The sequence below is a fragment of the Streptomyces olindensis genome (genome assembly GCF_040645895.1).
GTDB lineage: Bacteria > Actinomycetota > Actinomycetes > Streptomycetales > Streptomycetaceae > Streptomyces > Streptomyces olindensis.
This window is the reverse complement of the sequence record NZ_JBEYZD010000028.1, coordinates 42,140-60,595: the sequence shown is the minus strand read 5'-3', so window position 1 is coordinate 60,595 and position 18,456 is coordinate 42,140. Positions and strand designations below refer to the sequence as shown.

11 protein-coding genes are annotated in these 18,456 nt (G+C 70.8%); 8 read left to right on the top strand and 3 right to left on the bottom strand.

Going from position 1 to position 18,456, the window contains the following annotated elements; translation table 11 throughout:
• Positions 1 to 10: 10 nt before the first annotated feature.
• The 4 genes from ABZ948_RS19765 to ABZ948_RS19750 all read left to right on the top strand — a co-directional run bounded on the left by ABZ948_RS19765 (position 11) and on the right by ABZ948_RS19750 (position 6,517).
• Entirely contained in the window at positions 11 to 1,996 is a 1,986-nt protein-coding gene (locus ABZ948_RS19765) for a DUF8034 domain-containing protein (RefSeq protein ID WP_359761210.1), read from the top strand.
• Complete coding sequence (locus ABZ948_RS19760; protein WP_359761208.1) at positions 1,996 to 2,337, top strand: L-rhamnose mutarotase; 342 nt, start codon at positions 1,996 to 1,998, stop codon at positions 2,335 to 2,337. The genes ABZ948_RS19765 and ABZ948_RS19760 overlap by 1 nt, the downstream gene beginning before the upstream one ends.
• Positions 2,334 to 3,266, top strand: coding sequence for an amidohydrolase family protein (locus tag ABZ948_RS19755; protein ID WP_359761206.1), 933 nt, complete (start codon positions 2,334 to 2,336; stop codon positions 3,264 to 3,266). Before ABZ948_RS19760 ends, ABZ948_RS19755 begins: the two co-directional genes overlap by 4 nt.
• Positions 3,267 to 3,418: 152 nt before the next feature.
• Positions 3,419 to 6,517, top strand: coding sequence for an RICIN domain-containing protein (locus ABZ948_RS19750; protein WP_359761204.1), 3,099 nt, complete (start codon positions 3,419 to 3,421; stop codon positions 6,515 to 6,517).
• A 214-nt stretch (positions 6,518 to 6,731) separates the two neighbouring features.
• Here the strand turns inward: ABZ948_RS19750 and ABZ948_RS19745 are convergent, their stop codons facing one another.
• Entirely contained in the window at positions 6,732 to 8,753 is a 2,022-nt protein-coding gene (locus tag ABZ948_RS19745; RefSeq protein ID WP_359761202.1) for a glycoside hydrolase family 31 protein, read from the bottom strand.
• Between the two features lie 311 nt (positions 8,754 to 9,064).
• Between ABZ948_RS19745 and ABZ948_RS19740 the strand changes: the two genes are divergently transcribed.
• From ABZ948_RS19740 to ABZ948_RS19725, 4 genes are all read left to right on the top strand, one after another.
• Positions 9,065 to 11,050: a beta-galactosidase gene (locus ABZ948_RS19740; RefSeq protein ID WP_359761200.1), complete on the top strand. Its 1,986-nt coding sequence runs from the start codon at positions 9,065 to 9,067 to the stop codon at positions 11,048 to 11,050.
• A gap of 28 nt (positions 11,051 to 11,078) precedes the next feature.
• On the top strand, positions 11,079 to 13,214 hold the full coding sequence (locus tag ABZ948_RS19735; RefSeq protein ID WP_359761198.1) for an alpha-galactosidase: 2,136 nt from the start codon (positions 11,079 to 11,081) through the stop codon (positions 13,212 to 13,214).
• Between the two features lie 18 nt (positions 13,215 to 13,232).
• Positions 13,233 to 14,756, top strand: a complete 1,524-nt coding sequence (locus tag ABZ948_RS19730; protein ID WP_359761196.1) for a glycoside hydrolase family 43 protein — start codon at positions 13,233 to 13,235, stop codon at positions 14,754 to 14,756.
• Between the two features lie 101 nt (positions 14,757 to 14,857).
• Complete coding sequence (locus tag ABZ948_RS19725) at positions 14,858 to 16,621, top strand: cellulase family glycosylhydrolase (RefSeq protein ID WP_359761194.1); 1,764 nt, start codon at positions 14,858 to 14,860, stop codon at positions 16,619 to 16,621.
• Between the two features lie 55 nt (positions 16,622 to 16,676).
• On the opposite strand, the gene ABZ948_RS19720 is transcribed toward ABZ948_RS19725, so the two are convergent.
• Positions 16,677 to 17,759 (bottom strand): LacI family DNA-binding transcriptional regulator, encoded by a 1,083-nt coding sequence (locus ABZ948_RS19720; protein ID WP_435857536.1) that lies wholly within the window; start codon positions 17,757 to 17,759, stop codon positions 16,677 to 16,679.
• A gap of 286 nt (positions 17,760 to 18,045) precedes the next feature.
• Entirely contained in the window at positions 18,046 to 18,456 is a 411-nt protein-coding gene (locus ABZ948_RS19715) for a nuclear transport factor 2 family protein (RefSeq protein ID WP_359761193.1), read from the bottom strand.

Below are 18,456 nucleotides of genomic sequence, written 5' to 3'. Positions count from 1 at the left end.
GATCCCTCGCATGCCACTCAGCTCTGCCGACCGCGACTCGGGGGAGGACGCCCAGGCCTCCGGCCACCTTGCTCCCCCACCCGAGGTCCGGGCCGGGGTGCCGCTGCTCGAACCCCCCGGCTGGGCCACGGCGCAGCGTGCGCTGTTCGACCTGCTCGACCACGCCTGGCGCCGTTTCGCCCGCGACTTCACCGGCCCGGACGGGCGGCTGAACTACAACGACCGTCTCACCACCCGTGACGGTGTGGACGACTTCTACGAGGTGTTCTTCAACTGGCCCCAGCTGTACCTCCTCGGCGGCGCCGACGATCTGCTGCCCGCCAGTGAGAAACACTGGGAGGGGGTGACCCGGCAGCTGACCGAACTGGGCATGCTGCGCGACGAGTACGAGCGCGGCTACGACTGGTTCCACCAGGGCGAGAGCCTCCTGCTGCTGTACTTCCTGTGCATGGCCGCCCCGGACCGCTGGTCCGAGCGCGCCCTGCGCTTCGCCGAGCTGTACGTCGATCCGGCCCACGGGAACTACGACCCCGGGCACCGCATCGTCACCCGCCCGCACAACGGCAGCGACCCGGACCGGTCGGGCCTGTTCGACGGTGACGTCTACCCCTGGCTGTTGAAGGAGGCCGAGACCTACGGCTTCCCCCTGGACTGGATCCCCGAGGCGAAGGGCGGCCCGTTCCCCCTCTCCGAGGATCCGCGTCTGGGCGAGCAGATGCGCGAGCGGATGGGCGTCGGCGACACGGCGGTCAACCTCGCCGCGGCCGGGCTGGTCCTCAACGCCTGGATCCTGTCGGGCGAGGAGCGTTACCGCGACTGGATCGTCGAGTACGTGGGCGCGTGGCGGGAACGGACGCGGGCGAACGAGGGACTCGTCCCGGACAACGCCGGCCCGGACGGCGAGGTCGGCAGTCTGCTGGAGGGACGCTGGTACGGCGGCCACTACGGCTGGTCCTGGCCGCACGGCTGGCACAGCGTGGGCCACGCGGCCTGTGTGGCGGCGCTGGCGGCGGCGACGGTCACCGGGGACGACGACTACCTCTCCATGGTCGCGACCTCGCTCGACACCCTCATCGGCCACGGCAAGGTCATGCCCCACACCGAGGCGGACTCCAGCCTCCCCTCCAAGTGGGTCGTCGAGCTCGGCCCGGACGTCCACACGCCCACGCTCCACCTCCCCTTCCGCCACAACGACTCGGGCTGGTTCGACTACAACCCGGTCACCGCGCCGGTGCCGGTGGCCCTGTGGCACCACACGGCCTCCGACGCCGACCGGGCCCGGCTGGAGGGGCTGCGCGAGGCGGACGGCATCGACTGGCGTACGGTCCGGCCGTTCCGTGCCAAGGAGGAGTCCGGGCACGAGAAGGCGTGGTTCGCCTTCCTCGCCGGTGACGACCCCGGCTACCCGGAGCGGATCCTCGCCACCGCTCAGGCCCAGGTTCGCCACCGTCTGCGGCGCATCGACCGCTACCGCGACCTGGACGTGCCCGAGGCCGACATCCACGTGTGGCAGCTGTGCAACCCCGTGGTCACCGAGGCCCTCGTCCAGCTGACCTGGGGCGGCCCCCAGGTGCTGTACAACGGCGGCCTGCAACAGGCCCGGCTGCGCTACCACGACGCCGAGGCCCGCCGCGCCGGCCTGCCGCCGGACGTGGCCGCGCTGGTCACGTCCATCGAGCCCGAGGCGACCACCGTCGAACTGGTGAACCTCTCCCCCGAGGCCGAGCGCACGGTGATCGTCCAGGCGGGCACCTTCGCCGAGCACACCATCACGACGGTCCGGTACACGACCTGCGCGGACGACAGCTGGGTCGGGGACATGTACGACTACGGCCACACGGAGCCTGTCGTCACCGAGGCGGAGACGGTCTGCGACAGCGCCTTCCTGACCGTCCGGCTGCCGGCGTCCACCCGCATCCGGCTCACGCTGCGGCTCCGGCTGCGCACCCACACCCCCAGCTACCGGACGCCCTTCACCCCCGAGGAGGGTGCGTGATGAAACGCATCGCTCAGACCATCAGACTCCGGTCCGAACGCCGCCGGGAGTACCTCGAACTCCACTCCGCCGTCTGGCCCGGAGTCGAGGCCGCCCTGCGCCGGGCACACATCCGCAACTACAGCATCTTCCTCCACGGTGACGTGCTGTTCGCCTACTTCGAGTACCACGGCGACGACTTCGAGGCCGACATGGCGGAACTCGAGGCCGACCCCGAGACCCAGGAGTGGTGGAAGCGCACCGATCCCTGCCAGGAGCCCTGGCCGGACCGGGGCGACTCGCGCCAGTGGACGGAGCTGGCGGAGGTCTGGCACCTGAGCCCGGAGGAGGGCCGGCGGTGACCGCGACCCCCGCACTCGTCGACGCCCACCACCACCTGTGGGACCTGGACCGCCGTCCGCAGCCCTGGCTCGACGACCCCGACATGGCAGTGATCCGCCGTACCTTCAGCCCCGGCGACCTGCGCTCCACCGCCACTCAGCCGATCGCGGGCCGGCTGCTGCACAGCACGGTCGTGGTGCAGTGCGTCGCGGACGTGCCCGAGACCGAGGACCTGCTCGCGCTCGCCGCGCGGGAGCCGCTGATCGGGGCCGTGGTCGGCTGGGCGGATCTGACGTCCCCGGCGATCGGTGACGTGCTCGACGGCCTTCGCGCCGGACCGGGCGGCACGTATCTGCGTTCCCTGCGCCACCTCGTCCAGGGCGAGACGGACCCCGGGTGGCTGCAACGGCCCGATGTGGAGCGGGGCCTGGCGGCGGTCCGGGACCGGGGCCTCTGTTACGACGTGCTCGTCCGCAGCCACCAGCTCGACCAGGCGATCCGGCTGGCCGAACGGTTCCCGGACCTGCCCCAGGTGCTCGACCACGCGGGGAAGCCGCCCATCGCCGCGGGTGACCTGGCGGACTGGGAACGCCAGGTGCGCCGGCTCGCGGGTCACCCCCACGTGGTGTGCAAGGTGTCGGGGCTGATCACCGAGGCCGACCACGACAGCTGGACGACCGCCGGCATCCGGCCCGTCTGGGACGTCCTGCTCGACTCCTTCGGCCCCGACCGGCTGATGTTCGGCTCGGACTGGCCGGTCGCGAACCTCGCGGGCGGCTGGAACCGCTGGGCCGCCACCGTGGACGAACTCCTCGACGGCTGCGCCGAGAACGAGATCCGGTCCGTCCTGGCCGGCACCGCGACCGCCTTCTACCGCCTCGCACCCGCCCCCGAAGGCGACGTGCCTGCACACCGGCCCAGTCCCCCCGCCGCTCCACCTCCGTCGTGAGGTGAACCCGCAGTCGTGCCCAGGCCTGCGAGGCACTCAGGGCCGAACCCACCGAAGATCCGAGTCAACCGCGCCGAGGACCCACCGAGGACATACAGGAGCCGCAGTATGTACGCCAACCCGATCATTCGCACCGCGGGGAGGGACAGACGATGAAGCACGTCATCCCCTCCGTCCGCATATTGTCAGCAGGCATCGCGGTGGCGGTCTCCGCCGCGCTGCTGACGTCCCTCACGACGCCGACCCCGGCCTCGGCCGCGACCCAGGCGACGTACTACGTCTCTCCCGACGGCAGCGACTCCAACTCCGGGACGATATCGGCGCCGTTCAAGACCCTCCAGCGCGCACGGGACGTCGTGCGCACGGTCAACGACGACATGACCGGAGACATCAACGTCTATCTCCGCGGCGGCACCTACCCGGTGAGCAGCACCATCGGCTTCACCTCGGCCGACTCCGGCACGAACGGGCACCGTGTCGTGTACGCCGCCTACCCGGGCGAGAAGCCGGTCCTGGAGGGAGGCGTCCAGGTGACCGGCTGGACCCAGCACAGCGGCAACATCTGGAAGGCCACCCTCAACCGCGACAACAAGCTGCGCGCTCTCTACGTCAACGGCAAGCGCGCCGAGATGGCCTCCAAGACGATCAACTCGGCCGGATGCTACTCGCGCTACAAGGTCGATCCTCCCTTGCCGTCCTGGGCCTGGGAGGCGGTCGACGAGTGCGACGGATCCAAGTACAGCCTCTCCGACCTGCCCGCCATCGCGTCCGACCAGGACGACGTGGAGATCAAGACGACGTGGACCTGGACCACGGCGATCATAGGCGTCAAACAGATCACCACGAGCTCGGACGGCGCCCACCGCGTGGCCATGTACCAGCAGCCCGGCGCGGCCATCGCCCAGGGACCGCCGAACGGCAACTTCAACCCCGGCGGCAGCCACACGTTCATGAACGCGTACGAGTTCCTGAACCAGCCGGGTGAGTTCTACTTCGACAAGACCAGCCACGCGCTGTACTACTACAAGTCCAGCTCCGAGGACATGACCACGGCGAAGGTCTTCGCCCCGAACAACGTGTCCACCCTCCTCAAGATCGCGGGCACGTCGAGGACCGACCACGCCAAGAACATCACGTTCTCCGGTCTCACGGTCGAGCACTCCGACTGGAACCTGACCAAGGTGGGGGACTCCGTCTTCCGGCAGGGCCAGCAGGGCAACGCCGGCGCGAACGTGTTCACGACGGGGAACTTCCACGTCTACCACTACCGCAACGTCGATCTGCCGCCGGCGATGATCCAGATCGAGAACGCCGACGGGATCATCCTGCGGCGCAACACGGTGCAGCACACCGGTGCCGACGGGATCACCATGGCCAACGACGTGACGGACTCGCAGGTGACCGGCAACTTCACCAATGACATAGCCGGCTCCGCCCTCACCGTGGGACACCCCCAGCATGTGTACATCGGGGACTACACCTCGACCAACCACGAGAAGTACCCGGTGGACGTCGAGGGCGTCTGCAAGAACATCACCGTCACGAACAACTACCTGTACGACAGCGCGGTCCTGTTCGAGGGTTCCAGCCCCGTGTCGGCCTACTTCGCCGACACGCTGTCGCTGCAGCACAACCGCATCGAGAAGGCCCCGTGGGCGGGCATCACGCTCGGCTGGGGATGGTGGAACTTCGACGGTTCGCAGAACTCCATCGTTCCCGGGACCCCGACCACGACGGCGAAGAACAACAGCGTCCAGTACAACGAGCTCATCGACACCATGCAGACGCTCAGTGACGCTGCTCCCATCTACACGCTGGGCAATCAGCCGGGCACGGAGATCAGCAACAACTTCCTCCAGGGCGTGCCCGCCGGGCACAAGTACGGCATCCACCCCGATGAAGGCTCGGCCAACATCAACGAGCACGACAACGTCCTGGACATCGATCCGAACGTCAAGTACGCCATCAACTCCGGCACCTGGGGCAACCAGAACAACCTGAAGATCACCAACACCTACGGTCCCGTCAACACGATCTTCAGCACGAGCGTCCCGGGCAGCACCATCGAGAACGTGCGCGTGCACGCGGACCGCGTGTGGCCGTCGCAGGCGTACGGCATCGCGGTGAACGCGGGTCTGGACGACCTCTACAAGGACATCATCCCGTCCGGCCATGTGACGCTCCAGGACTACGCGCTGCCCGCCAGCACGTTCACCGGCAAGGGCGTGACGACCATTCCGGTGCGCAGCCCCGGAGACAGCACCAAGACCCTCTGGCTGGCTCCCACCGGCACGACGACGTTCACCGCCGGTCCCACGAAGACCCGTGCGAGCGGCACCGCGACGTCCATCAGCGTTCCGCAGACGGCGGGTGACTACCGCCTCTACGTCGTGGACGCCCAGGGGAACGCGTCCGCCGCGTCGAAGGCGCTCGTGCGGCAGCGCTGGAACCACGTCGACGACAAGGCGACCGGCGTGACCTACTCCGGCACCTGGTCGAACTGGAACGACACGCAGGACATGAACGGGTCCGAGAAGTTCACGAGCACCGCGGGCCACTACGCCGAGTTCTCGTTCACCGGCTCGGGCGTCCGGTACCTGAGCATGACGCAGCCGAACATGGGCAAGGTGGACGTCTACCTCGACGGTACCCTCGCCCAGTCGGGCGTCGACGCCTACGCCTCGACGGTGACAAAGCAGGTGCCGCTGTTCGAGAAGACGGACCTCGCGGCGGGCCCGCACACGATCAAGGTGGTGTGCACCGGCACGAAGAACACCGCGTCGTCCGGCACCGTCTGCGCACTGGACGCGTTCGCCTCCATCGCGTTCCCCACCACCAACGCCAACTACAAGGTGCTCAACAAGGGCAGCGGCAAGGCGGTCGACGTCTCGGCGGCTTCGAAGACCGACGGAGCCAACGTCATCCAGTGGAACGACACCGGAGGCCCGAACCAGAACTGGCGCTTCGTCCCGGTCGGTGACGGCAGCTACGAGATCGTCAGCCGGAACAGCGCCCTGTTGCTGAGCGTCAGCGGTGGCGTCACCACCGAGGGCGCGTCCATCGTCCAGTCGGCCGACACCAACGCCGCGAGCCAGCGCTGGACCCTGGTCGCCAACGGAAACGGCTACTACGAGATCAAGAACGTGAACAGCAGCAAGCTGCTCACCGTGTCCTCGGGAGGCACTCAGCTCGTCCAGTCGACCGACACGAACGCCGACGGCCAGTTGTGGAAGGTCGTGAACGTGGACTGACCGCTCACCGGTACAGGTGAGCCGGAGAACTGAAGGAGGCGAACAATCCTGCGGGGCGGGGCCGGTGGAGAAACCGGCACCGCCCCGCGGGCGTGCCCGCAGGACTGCCCCGTCTGGTCGAGGAGACTCCGTGCCGGTTCTCGAAGACGAAGCTGGAACCGCTGATGTAGGTGAACAGCGAGCGGTGCAGGCCGGGACTGACCACGCGGCACGGTCAGCGGGCCCGCGCTGCCGGTCCGAGGGGGCCGAGTTCGCCCCGCACGCGCGCACCGGCCCGGACGAGGACCGGAATACGCTCCAGCGGTGCCGCGACGGGCACGCTCGTGCCGCCTTCGTACTCGGCTCCGCTCGCGGTGTCGCACCAGCGGCTGCCGGACGGCAGGTACACGGTCCGTTCGCGGGCGCCCGCCTCGGTGACCGGTGCGACGAGCAGGTCGGGGCCGAGCATGTACTGGTCGTCGACGTCCCAGGCGGTCTCGTCGTCCGGGAAGTCGAAGAACAGCGGGCGCATGGGCGGGGCGCCGGTGCGGTGGGCGGTCTCGGCGAGTCCGTGGAGGTAGGGGCGCAGGCGTTCACGCAGCAGAAGGTGGTCGCGCAGGATCGGGTACGCCTGCTCGCCGTAGGACCAGATCTCGTTGGGGCCGCCGCTCATCCGGGCGCTGAAGGGCTGGTTCGGCTCGCGGTCGCCGTGCAGGCGCATGACGGGGCTGAACGTGCCGTACTGGAACCAGCGGATCAGCAGTTCCCGGTAGGCCGGGTCGTCCGGGTTTCCGCCGAGGAAGCCGCCGATGTCGGTGTGCCACCAGGGGATGCCGCTCAGGGCGACGTTGAGTCCCGCGCGGACCTGGGCGGCCAGGGAGTCGAAGGTGGGCGGGATGTCCCCGGACCACAGTGCGGCGCCGTGGCGCTGGCTGCCCGCCCAGGCCGAGCGGACCAGGCTGAGGGGACGGTCGTCGCCGGTCTCCCGCAGCCCCTCGGCGACGCCCCGTACGTGCTCGTGCCCGTAGGCGTTGCCCACCTGGGGGCCCGGTCCCGCGTGGTAGACGGCTCGGGACGCCAGGGCCGGGGACAGGTCGGGTTCGCAGGCGTCCAGCCAGAACGCGGTGACGCCCAGGGCCTGGTAGTTGGCCCGCAGCCGGTCCCAGAGGAGGCGGCGGGCTCTCGGGTGGGTCGCGTCGTAGTACGCCATGGGCAGATAGCGCTGGTCGCCGCCGCGCGCCGGCCAGTGCTGCCGCAGCAGCCCGCCGTGGCTGTCCCGGACCAGGCCACCGCAGTCGCGCAGGGCCGCGAAGCCGGCACTGTCGTCCTCCAGGGTCGGCCAGACGGACACGAGGAGCCGTACGCCGAGCGCGTCCAGTTCCTTGGTCATGGCCGCGGGGTCGGGCCAGTCCTCCGGATCGAACGACCAGTCGCCCATGCGGGTCCAGTGGAAGAAGTCGCAGACGATGACGGACAGGGGCAGTCCGCGCCGGTGGTGTTCGCGGGCGACGGCGAGGAGTTCGTCCTGGGTGCGGTAGCGGAGCTTGGACTGCCAGAAGCCGCTCGCCCAGTCGGGCAGCAGGGGCGGGTGGCCGGTGGCGTCCGCGTAGGCCGCCATGATCTCGGCCGGGGTGTCGCCCGCGACGACCCAGTAGTCGATCCCACGGGTCTGCTCGGCGACCCAGCGGGTGGTGTCGGTGGCGAGTTCCACGCGGCCCGTGGCGGGGTTGTTCCACAGCAGGCCGTAGCCGCGCGAGGAGTGGAGGAAGGGGATCGTCACGACGGTGTTGCGCTGGACGAGGTCGATGACACGGCCCTTGTGGTCCAGGCCGCCGTGCGGATGCTGACCGAGGCCGTGCAGGCGCTCACCGTCGTACGCCTCGAAGCTCTGCTCGGCGGTGTAGGTGCCGTCGCCGCGCGAGGCGTGGACGCGGGGGCCCGGGCGGGCGTGGTGGGGGCGCTTCTCGGCGAGCAGTTCGCGCGGGGCGTCCGCCTCTCCGGTGCGCAGGAAGCGCAGCCGCCCGTCCGGGTCGGCCTCGACGGTGAGGCGTCCGTTGACCAGGCGGGCCGTGCCGTCGCCGCGTACGAGGACTGTCGACTCCCCCTGCACGGGAGGCAGGTCGAGGGCCCACCTCGCCTCGTGGTCGATGGTGTCGGCCGCGGCGCGCACCCGGACCGCGTGCGGGCCCCAGGGTTCGACGCGCAGGATCTCGCCCTGGGTCCGTCGCTCGAGGGCGCGTTCGGCTCGCTGGTACATGGTGTCGGCCTCAGTTCTCGTGACGAAGGGCGAGGGCGGTAGGAGCAGGGGCAGGAACCCAAGAGGGCCCCCTGGAAGCACGCCGGTTTCGAGGTGTTGAAGCGCTTCGACGCTGCCACCGGCCTCTCAGGCTGTCAATGGACCGAGGAAAAGAAAGTTTCCTAGGCATCACCCTCTTGTTTCGCGAGAAACCTGTCGTTAGCGTACGCCGCCAGGTGAAGCGCTTCGACAGCGAGCGCCCGATCCGCCCCGGTTCCGACGGTGCGCCAGAGCGGTGCACTCGCCACGTCGCCTCACCAGGAGGGCCCGTCATGACCTCGCGCAGCCTCACCGACCGTCTGGGCGGACTCGCCTTCGGCGGTGACTACAACCCCGAGCAGTGGGACGAAGCGGTCTGGAAGGAGGACGATGAGCTGATGCGACGGGCCGGGGTCAACCTGGCCACCGTCGGGGTCTTCTCCTGGGTCCTGCTGGAACCGGAGGAGGGCCGCTACGACTTCGCCTGGCTGGACGCCCACCTCGACCGGCTGCACGCGAACGGCGTGGCCGTCGACCTGGCCACCCCCACCGCCTCCCCGCCGCCCTGGTTCACCCTGGCCCACCCGGACGCGCTGACGGTCCGGCCCGACGGCACCCGCCTCGTGCACGGCAGCCGGGACACGTACTGCCTCACCGCGCCCGCCTACCGGAACGCGGCCCGCCGGATCGCCGGGGCCCTCGCGGAACGCTACGGGGACCATCCCGCCGTCGCGCTGTGGCACGTGCACAACGAGTACGCCACGCTGTGCTACTGCGACCACACGGCGGCCGCGTTCCGGGTGTGGCTGCGGGCCCGCCACGGCTCGCTGGACGCCCTCAACGAGGCCTGGGGGACGGCCTTCTGGAGCCAGCGCTACGGCTCCTGGGAGCAGGTGCTGCCGCCGCGCGCGACCAACTGGCACGGCAACCCGGGCCAGCACCTCGACTTCCGTCGCTTCTGGTCCGACGAGGTGGTCGCCGCCTACCGCGAGCAGCGCGACGCGATCCGCGCGCACAGCGACCGCCCGGTGACGACCAACCTGATGCTGCCCGCCTACCAGAACCTGGATCTGTGGGCCCTCGCCCGCGAGCTCGACGTGGTCAGCTGCGACCAGTATCCGAGCGCCCCCGGGCCGGCTGCCGCCGCCGACGTCGCCTTCCACGCCGACCGTGCCCGCTCCCTGGGCGGCGGACGGCCGTGGCTGCTGATGGAGCAGGGCACGAGCACGGTGTACGACGGGGACCGGGTCCTCGCCAAGGACCCCGGGGACGTCCTGCGCCACACCCTCGGCCACATCGCGCGTGGTTCGGAGGGCGCCCTCTTCTTCCAGTGGCGGCAGTCCCGGGCCGGCGCCGAGACCTGGCACTCGGCGATGGTGCCGCACGCGGGGCCCGACAGCCGGATCTTCCGTGAGGTCACAGAGGTCGGCGAGGCGGTCGCCCGGCTCGGCGAGCTGGCGGGGTCGACGGTCGCCGGGTCGGTGGCCGTCCTGCACGACGCGGACGCGTGGTGGGCGCTCGGCGTGGACGGCCTGCCCTCCGCGGGCCTCGACTACCACGCGGCACTCGGCCGGGCACACCGTGCCCTGTGGGACGCCGGTGTCACGGTCGACTTCGCCCACCCGGAACACGACCTGGGCCCCTACCCGCTGGTCATCGCACCGGCCCTGTTCCTCCTGTCCGACGCGGCCGCCGAGAACCTGCGGCGTTACGTCGCCGGCGGTGGAACGCTCCTGGTCCAGCACGCGAGCGGATACGTCGACGACCGCCTGCACGCCCGTCTCGGCGGCTACCCGGCCCCTGCCCTGCGCGAGGCTCTGGGCATCCGCGTCGAGGAGTACCGGCCGTTGCGGCGGGACGAGCGGGTCACCCTGTCGGACGGGTCGCACGGCACCGTATGGAGCGAGTCCCTGCGCACCGACGGTGCCCAGACGCTGGCCGCCTACACCCACGGGATGCTCGCCGGCAGCCCGGCGCTCACCCGTCACCGCCACGGCACCGGCCAGGGCTGGTACCTCTCCACCCGCCTCGACGACGCCGGTCACGCGGCCCTGGTCGCCCGGCTCCTCGACGAGGCGGGAGTGGGACCCGAGGTGCGGGGCCTGCCTCCCCGGGTCGAGGCCGTCACCCGGCACGCCGCGGACGGCCGCCGCTGGCGCTTCCTGATCAACCACCGCACCGAACCCGTGCCCCTGCCCGAGCCCGCCCACGACCTGCTCACGGACGCCCCGGTGTCCGAACTGCCGCCCGGCGGCTGCGTCGTACTCCGCATCGCCTGAAGCCGGCCGACCTACCGGAAAGGCAATCATGACCAGCGCACCGCAGATCCTCCGATGGGGCCATCGGACCCTGGAGGTCGAGATCGGCGTCGCCGAGGACGGCACCGCCCGCCTCACGCGGATCGGCCTTCCCGGCGGCACGCCGCCCGAGCGGCGCAACTGGCCTCCGCTGCCCTTGGTGGAGGTGACGGCCGCGGGCCACGGCCGCGCCTGGTCGGGCGGGCGTCTGATCGACACGTCCCTCGGCGCGCGTCTGCGGTACCGCGAGCACCGTGTGACCCGCGACGGCGCATGGCACGTGCTCACTGTCGGACTCCACGACCCCGAGACCGGTCTCACGGCACAGGTGACGTACCGCTCGCCGGACGGCGTGCCCGTGCTGCGCGCCGAAGTGGTCCTGCGCAACGACGGGGCGGCCACCCTCCACCTGGAGTCGGTCTCCTCCCTCGTCGTGGCCCCTCTCGCCGACGGGCGCGAGGCCATCGAGGCGGCGGACGTGCTGTGGGCCGAGAACGACTGGGTCGCCGAATGCCGGTGGCGGCGACAGCCGATGCGGGTGACCTCGCCCTTCCTCGGCGACCGCGTCGTCTACGACAACGGCAAGGGCGAGATCACACGGACCGGGCGGGGGGTGTGGTCCAGCTGCGGCCGACTGCCCATGGGCGGACTGACCGACCGTGGCGCGGGCCGCACCTGGCTGTGGCAGATCGAGCACAACGGCGGTGGCTGGCACTGGGAGTGCGGGGAGCGCGACGGGCTGGCCTACCTGGCCCTGTTCGGTCCGAACGACACCCACCACGGATGGCGGCATCCCCTGGAGCCCGGCGCGGAGTTCACCACCGTACCGGTCGCCCTCGCCTTCGGCGACCACGGCGGCCCGGACGAGGCGTTCGCCGCACTCACCCGCTACCGGCGCGCCATCCGCCGCCCGCACCCGGACCACCAGCGGCTCCCCGTCGTCTTCAACGACTACATGAACTGCCTGATGGGCGACCCCACCACGGAGAAACTGCTGCCGCTGATCGACGCGGCGGCCGAGGCGGGCGCGGAGTACTTCGTCATCGACGCCGGCTGGTACGACGGCGAGAACGGCGGCTGGTGGGACAGCGTGGGCGCCTGGGAGCCCGCCGCCTCGCGCTTCCCGGGGGAACGCGGCATCCACGAAGTGCTGGACCGCATCCGGGAGCGCGGCATGGTGCCCGGTCTGTGGCTGGAGCCGGAGGTGATCGGCGTCCGCAGCCCCATGGCCAAGTCCCTCCCGGACGAGGCGTTCTTCCGCCGCGACGGTGTCCGCGTCACGGAGACCGGCCGCCACCACCTCGACCTGCGCCACCCCGCCGCCCGCGCCCACCTGGACCGGGTCGTGGACCGCCTGGTGGGCGAGTGGGGCGTCGGCTACCTCAAACTCGACCACAACATCGACCCGGGCTCCGGCACCAGTGCCCACCCCGGGGAAACGCCGGGCGCCGGTCTGCTAGGCCACAACCGGGCGCACCTCGACTGGCTCGACGGCATCCTGGACCGCTTCCCGCGACTGGTCGTGGAGAACTGCTCGTCCGGCGGCATGCGCTGGGACTACGCACTGCTGTCCCGGATGCAGCTGCAGTCCACCAGCGACCAGCAGAACCTCCAGCTGTACGCGCCCATCGCCGCCTCCGCCCCCACCGCGGTCACCCCCGAGCAGGGCGCCGTCTGGGCCTACCCGCTGCCGCAGGACTCCTCGGACGAGGTGGCCTTCACCATGGCCAACGCCCTCCTCGGCCGCATCCATCTGTCGGGGCTGCTGCCGGACCTGCGGCCAGAGTCCCTCGCCCTGGTGCACGAGGCCGTCGCCGTGTACAAGGCCATCCGCGCCGACCTGACCCGGGCCGTCCCCGCCTGGCCGCTCGGACTGCCGGCCTGGGAGGACCCGTGGATCGCCTTGGCCCTGCACACCCCCGACACCACGTACCTCACGGTGTGGCGCCGCCCCGGAGCCGAGGCCACCACGCGTCTCGCCCTGCCACACCTGCGGGGCGCCACGCCTCGCCCTGAGGTCCTCTACCCCACCGCCAGCCGGGCCGACGTCGCATGGGACCCCGGCACCGGCCACCTCACGCTGACGCTGCCCACAGCTCCGTCCGCGGTGCTGCTCCGCCTCGACAACGCGTCGACGAACCACTGACGACAAGGACTTGACCGAGTGTCAGAGAACCAGCTCTCCGAAGCCCTCGTGGCCAACCCCGTCATCCCCGGCCTCCATCCCGACCCCAGCGTGTGCCGTGTGGGCGACGACTACTACCTGGTGTGCTCCAGCTTCGAGTACTTCCCCGGCGTCCCCGTCTTCCACAGTCGTGACCTGGTGCACTGGAGGCAGATCGGCAACGCCCTGGACCGGCCCGGCCAGCTCCGCCTGACCACGGACACGCCCTCCTCCGCCGGCATCTACGCCCCCACGCTGCGCCACCACGACGGCCGCTTCTGGCTGATCGTCACCAACGTGGCCAAGGGCGAGGGAAACCTGCTGTTCACCGCCACCGATCCGGCCGGGCCGTGGTCCGATCCGGTGCGGCTGCCGGGGATCAAGGGCATCGACCCGGACCTCGCCTGGGACGAGGACGGCACCTGCCTGTGCACGACCGCCGGGGTCTCGCAGGTGCGCCTCGACCCGTCCACCGGAGAGACGCTCGGCGAGCCGCGACCCCTCTGGTCCGGCGGCGTCGACGCGATGGCCCCGGAGGCGCCGCACCTGTACCGCATCGGCGCGTACTGGTACCTGCTCATCGCCGAGGGCGGCACCGAGCGCGGTCACGCCGTCTCGATCGCCCGCGCGACGTCTCCCTCCGGCCCGTTCGAGCCGTGCCCGCACAACCCGGTCGTGACCCACCGCGGCACCAACCGCCCTGTCCAGAACACCGGACACGCGGACCTGGTCCAGGCGCCCGACGGCTCGTGGTGGATGGTGCTGCTCGCCGTCCGGCCGCGGGGCGGCACGCCGGGCTGGCACGTGCTGGGCCGCGAGACGTTCCTGGTGCCGGTGGAGTGGGTGGACGGCTGGCCGGTCGTCGGCGAGGTGCCGTCCGAACTGCCCGCGCCGGCCTGGCCGCTCGTCCCCCAGCCCGCCGAACCCGTCCGTGACGACTTCGACCTCACTGAGCTGCGGCCGCAGTGGATCTCCGTGCGGGACCGTCCCGTGGAGCACTGCACTACGAAGGAACGCGCCGGCTGGCTGACCCTGCGGGCCCGCGGCGCCTCGCTCGACGAACGGGATGTCGTCTTCGTCGGTCGCCGCCAGCAGCACCTGACGTGCGCGGTGCGCACCCGCGTCGACCCGGCGGAGGGCCGTGGCGGCCTCGCCGTCCGCCTGGACGAGGAGCACCACTACGAGATCGAGGCGTCCGAGGGCGAAGTGCGGCTGCTCGCCCGGATGGGGCCCCTGCGCACCGTCGTGGCGTCACGGTCCGTGCCCGCCGGGCCCGTGGTCCTCGGCCTGCGCGTCTCCCCCACGCCGGCCCGGGACGCGCGCACCGGGCCGGACACCCTCACGTTCGGCGTCGAGGAGCCGGACGGCACGTTCACCGAGCTCGGCGCCCTCGACGGCCGCTATCTGTCGACCGAGGTGGCCGGCGGCTTCACCGGCCGGGTCATCGGCCTGTACGCAGCCGCCGGCACGGTCCACTTCGACTGGTTCGACTACGAGTCCGACTACGAGCCCTCCGGCCCCTGATCCGGCGTCAGGATGCCGTGGCAACGGCCTTTCCTCGACCGACCGAACACACGATCCCCCCACGGGCGGGCCCCGCCCGGCCGAACAGAGAAGGGTCAGAGATGCAGAGAACGCACCACCTCACCGACCGCCGCAGTCGCGGTCCGGGCCGGGTACTCGGCCTCCTGCTGGCGCTGATCACCATGATCGGGCTGACCGGCACCGCGGCATTCGCCGCACCCGACCAGAAGGGCTCGCTCCCGATACGGCTCCCGCTGCTCGCCGCGAGCCCGATGGACACCGTGGCCGCGATGCAGCCGAGCTGGAACCTGGGCAACACCCTGGACGCCATTCCCGACGAGACGTCCTGGGGCAACCCGAAGGTCACCAAGGCCCTGTTCGACACCATCAAGGCCCAGGGCTTCCGCAGCGTCCGCATTCCCGTCACCTGGACCGACCACCAGTCCGCCACGGCCCCCTACACGATCGACGCGACGTGGATGAACCGCGTCAAGGAGGTCGTCGACATGGCCCTGGCCGACGGGCTGTACGTCGTGGTCAACGTCCATCACGACTCGTGGCAGTGGATCTCCGCCATGCACACCGACCACGACCGTGTCCTGGCCCGCTTCAAGGCCACGTGGACCCAGATCTCCGCCACGTTCAAGGACTCCCCGAAGTCCCTGCTCTTCGAGAGCAACAACGAGCCGCAGTTCGACAACACCACCGATGCCCAGGGCATCCAGTACAACAGCGAACTGAACACGGCGTTCCGCACCGTGGTGCGCCAGTCCGGCGGCAACAACGCGACCCGGCTGCTGGTCCTGCCCAGTCTGCACACCAGCTCCGACCAGGTCTTCCTGGACGCCCTGTCCGGCGAGATGAAGGCGATGAACGACCCCAACCTCGTCGCCACCGTGCACTACTACGGCTACTACCCGTTCAGCGTGAACGTCGCCGGCGGCACGCGGTTCGACGCCACCTCGCAGCAGGACATGAGCGACCGCTTCAACCGGCTCCGCACCACCTTCACCTCCAAGGGCGTCCCGGTCTACCTCGGCGAGTGGGGTCTGCTGCAGTTCCCCGACTCCAACCACCCCTCCCGCATCGAGCGGGGCGAGGCGCTGAAGTTCTACGAGCAGCTCGGGTACAACGCCCGCACCGCCGGAGTGACCACCGCCCTGTGGGACCCCGGGACCTGGGCCTACCTCAACCGCACGACGTTCCGGTGGACCGACCCCGCGCTGTTCGCCGCGATCAAGTCCAGCTGGACCACCCGCTCGGGAACCGCCTCCTCGGACCGGATCTTTCTGGCGAAGTCGAGCGCCATCACGGCCAGGACGCTCACCCTGAACCCGAACGGCACCGCCTTCCGCGGCCTCTGGCAAGGCAGCACGCAACTCGTCCAGGGCCGGGACTACACCGTCTCCGGCACCCAGCTGACCCTCACGGCCTCCGCTCTCACCAGACTGGCCGGGAACCGCGCCTACGGCATCAACGCGACGATCCAGGCCCGGTTCTCCACGGGCGTCCCCTGGAACATCCACGTCACCACGTACGACAGGCCGGTGCTCTCCGACGCGAGCGGCAGCACCTCCGACGGGCTGAGCATCCGCACCCAGTTCCGCGGTGACCAGCTGGCGACCATGGAGTCCAAGTACGCCGACGGCAGCACCGCCGGCAACACCGCCTGGACCCCGTATCAGGAGTTCAACAACGCGTTCTCCCCCAACTACTCCGGCAACGCGCTCACCCTGACGCCGGCGTACCTCAACGCCCTGCGTGACGGTGCGCAGGCGACTCTCACCTTCCACTTCTGGAGCGGAGCGACCGTGACGTACCGCGTGACGAAGAACGGAGGTTCGGTGACGGGGACCGTCGCCTGACCCTGCCCCGCCGGCCCCGGGTGCCGTCCTGGCACCCGGGGTCCTCCCGGTCCCCTCAGTTCTTGGGCGGCGCCGTGCTCTCCCGGACGGTGAGCGTGGTCGCGATCTCCAGTCCGGCCCGGGGCACGTCCTCGCCGCGTCCCAGGGCCAGGGCCAGTTCGGTGGCGGCCACGGCCATCTCCGCGAGGGGCTGGTGGACCGTGGTCAGGGGCGGGTCGACCCAGGCCACGGCCGGTACGTCGTCGAAGCCCACCACGCTCAGATCCGCCGGGATGCTCAGCCCCAGCTCGCGCGCCGCCTGGTAGACGCCGAGGGCCTGCATGTCGTTGGCGGTGAAGACCGCGGTGGGGCGGTCCGGGCGGGTGAGCAGGTCCCGTGCCGCCTGGTAGCCGTCCTCGCGGGTGAGGAGCGTCTTGACCATCAGGTTCGGATCCGCCGGCAGACCGGCTTCGGCGAGCGCCGAGACGTAGCCGGCGTTCCGCGCGAGGCAGAAGGGATGGTCAGGGCCGGTGATCATGGCGATGCGCCGGTGTCCCAGATCGATCAGGTGCCGGGTCGCGGCCTGGCCTCCCCGCCAGTTCGTCGCACCCACGAACGGCACGTCGTCGGGGAGTTCCCCGTTCGGGTCGAACACGACGAACGGGATGCCCTTCGCCTTCAGCTGGTCCCGCTCCTCCTCCGACAGCCACGCCACCGACAGGACGCACTGCGGGCGTCGCCCCACGGTCTCGTCGATGGTCCTGACCGGAGTGTCGTGAAGACCGAGTTCCGACACCAGGACACCGACCTTGTTGCGGCGAGCCGCCCGTTCGACCCCGCGGATGATCTCCACGGACCACATGCTCTCCAGCTCGCGGAACACGAGCTCCACGAGGTTGCTGCGGTTCTTCGGCGGCTTGCGGTAGCCGTACCGCTGGATCAGCTCCTCGATCCGGGCCCGGGTCTCGTCGGACACACCGGGCCGGCCGTTGAGCACCTTGGACACCGTGGGGACCGAGACGCCGGCGGACTCGGCGATGTACGCGATGGTGACGGCCGCCGGCCCGCCACCGCCCGTGCTCCGCTCCTCCGGTGCTCCCGTTTCCTCCGGCGCTTCCGGCCCTTCCGCGGCAGGCGCTGCTGATCGGTTGTCCGGCACGTTGCCTTTCCCATTCCCTCGCCCAGTGGGGCCGTCATTCCGGCACCCTCCCCCGCGCGACCCCGGGGGGTCACGAAAGCATACCCGGGCTTTCGCGATCGGCAGGGGCCACGGGAAACACCCCTGACCCTCGCCTGACCAGGCGGGAAGCGGACCAGCCCGCTCCCGTGGGACGTCTTCGACGGCATGGTCACCCGCGATACTTTCGCACCGGAGGGTCGCAGATCGAGCACGGCCGCCGCCGCGCCCCGCTCGGCCAGGGTCGCCGGGAACCTGCCGTCGTGTCTCAGGTGGTCATCGCGTCGCGGACGAGCGCGGTGTCCGTGAACTGCTCGAAGCGGACGATCAAGCCGCCGCGCACCACGAAGTGGTGGGCCACCCTGACGTCGATCGGCTTGCCGGTGCCTTTGTGAGTGGCGGTGTAGCGGGCGAGGACGACGACGTTCTCGCCGTCGGCGACGTAGGTGTCGTCGTGGGCCGTCCAGGCGTCCCAGTCCTGGCCCAGTTTCTCCATCACGTTGGCGGTGACGCCCTCGGGGGTGCGGTAGGTGCCGGCGAGGGGGAAGCCGACCATCTCCGTCCACTCCACGTCGGGGGCGAGCGTGGCGCGCAGGGCGGCCAGGTCACCGGCCGCCGAGGCCAGGTACTGGCGGCGTACGACGTCGGCGGGGGCGGTGGAGGTGGCGAACTCGCTCAT

Bases quoted from the DNA above. Each gene is read 5' to 3' on its own strand.
- ABZ948_RS19715 (WP_359761193.1), bottom strand. From the start codon at position 18,456: ATGAGCGAGTTCGCCACCTCCACCGCCCCCGCCGACGTCGTACGCCGC.
- ABZ948_RS19750 (WP_359761204.1), top strand. From the start codon at position 3,419: ATGAAGCACGTCATCCCCTCCGTCCGCATATTGTCAGCAGGCATCGCG.
- ABZ948_RS19765 (WP_359761210.1), top strand. From the start codon at position 11: ATGCCACTCAGCTCTGCCGACCGCGACTCGGGGGAGGACGCCCAGGCC.
- ABZ948_RS19735 (WP_359761198.1), top strand. From the start codon at position 11,079: ATGACCAGCGCACCGCAGATCCTCCGATGGGGCCATCGGACCCTGGAG.
- ABZ948_RS19725 (WP_359761194.1), top strand. From the start codon at position 14,858: ATGCAGAGAACGCACCACCTCACCGACCGCCGCAGTCGCGGTCCGGGC.
- ABZ948_RS19740 (WP_359761200.1), top strand. From the start codon at position 9,065: ATGACCTCGCGCAGCCTCACCGACCGTCTGGGCGGACTCGCCTTCGGC.
- ABZ948_RS19745 (WP_359761202.1), bottom strand. From the start codon at position 8,753: ATGTACCAGCGAGCCGAACGCGCCCTCGAGCGACGGACCCAGGGCGAG.
- ABZ948_RS19760 (WP_359761208.1), top strand. From the start codon at position 1,996: ATGAAACGCATCGCTCAGACCATCAGACTCCGGTCCGAACGCCGCCGG.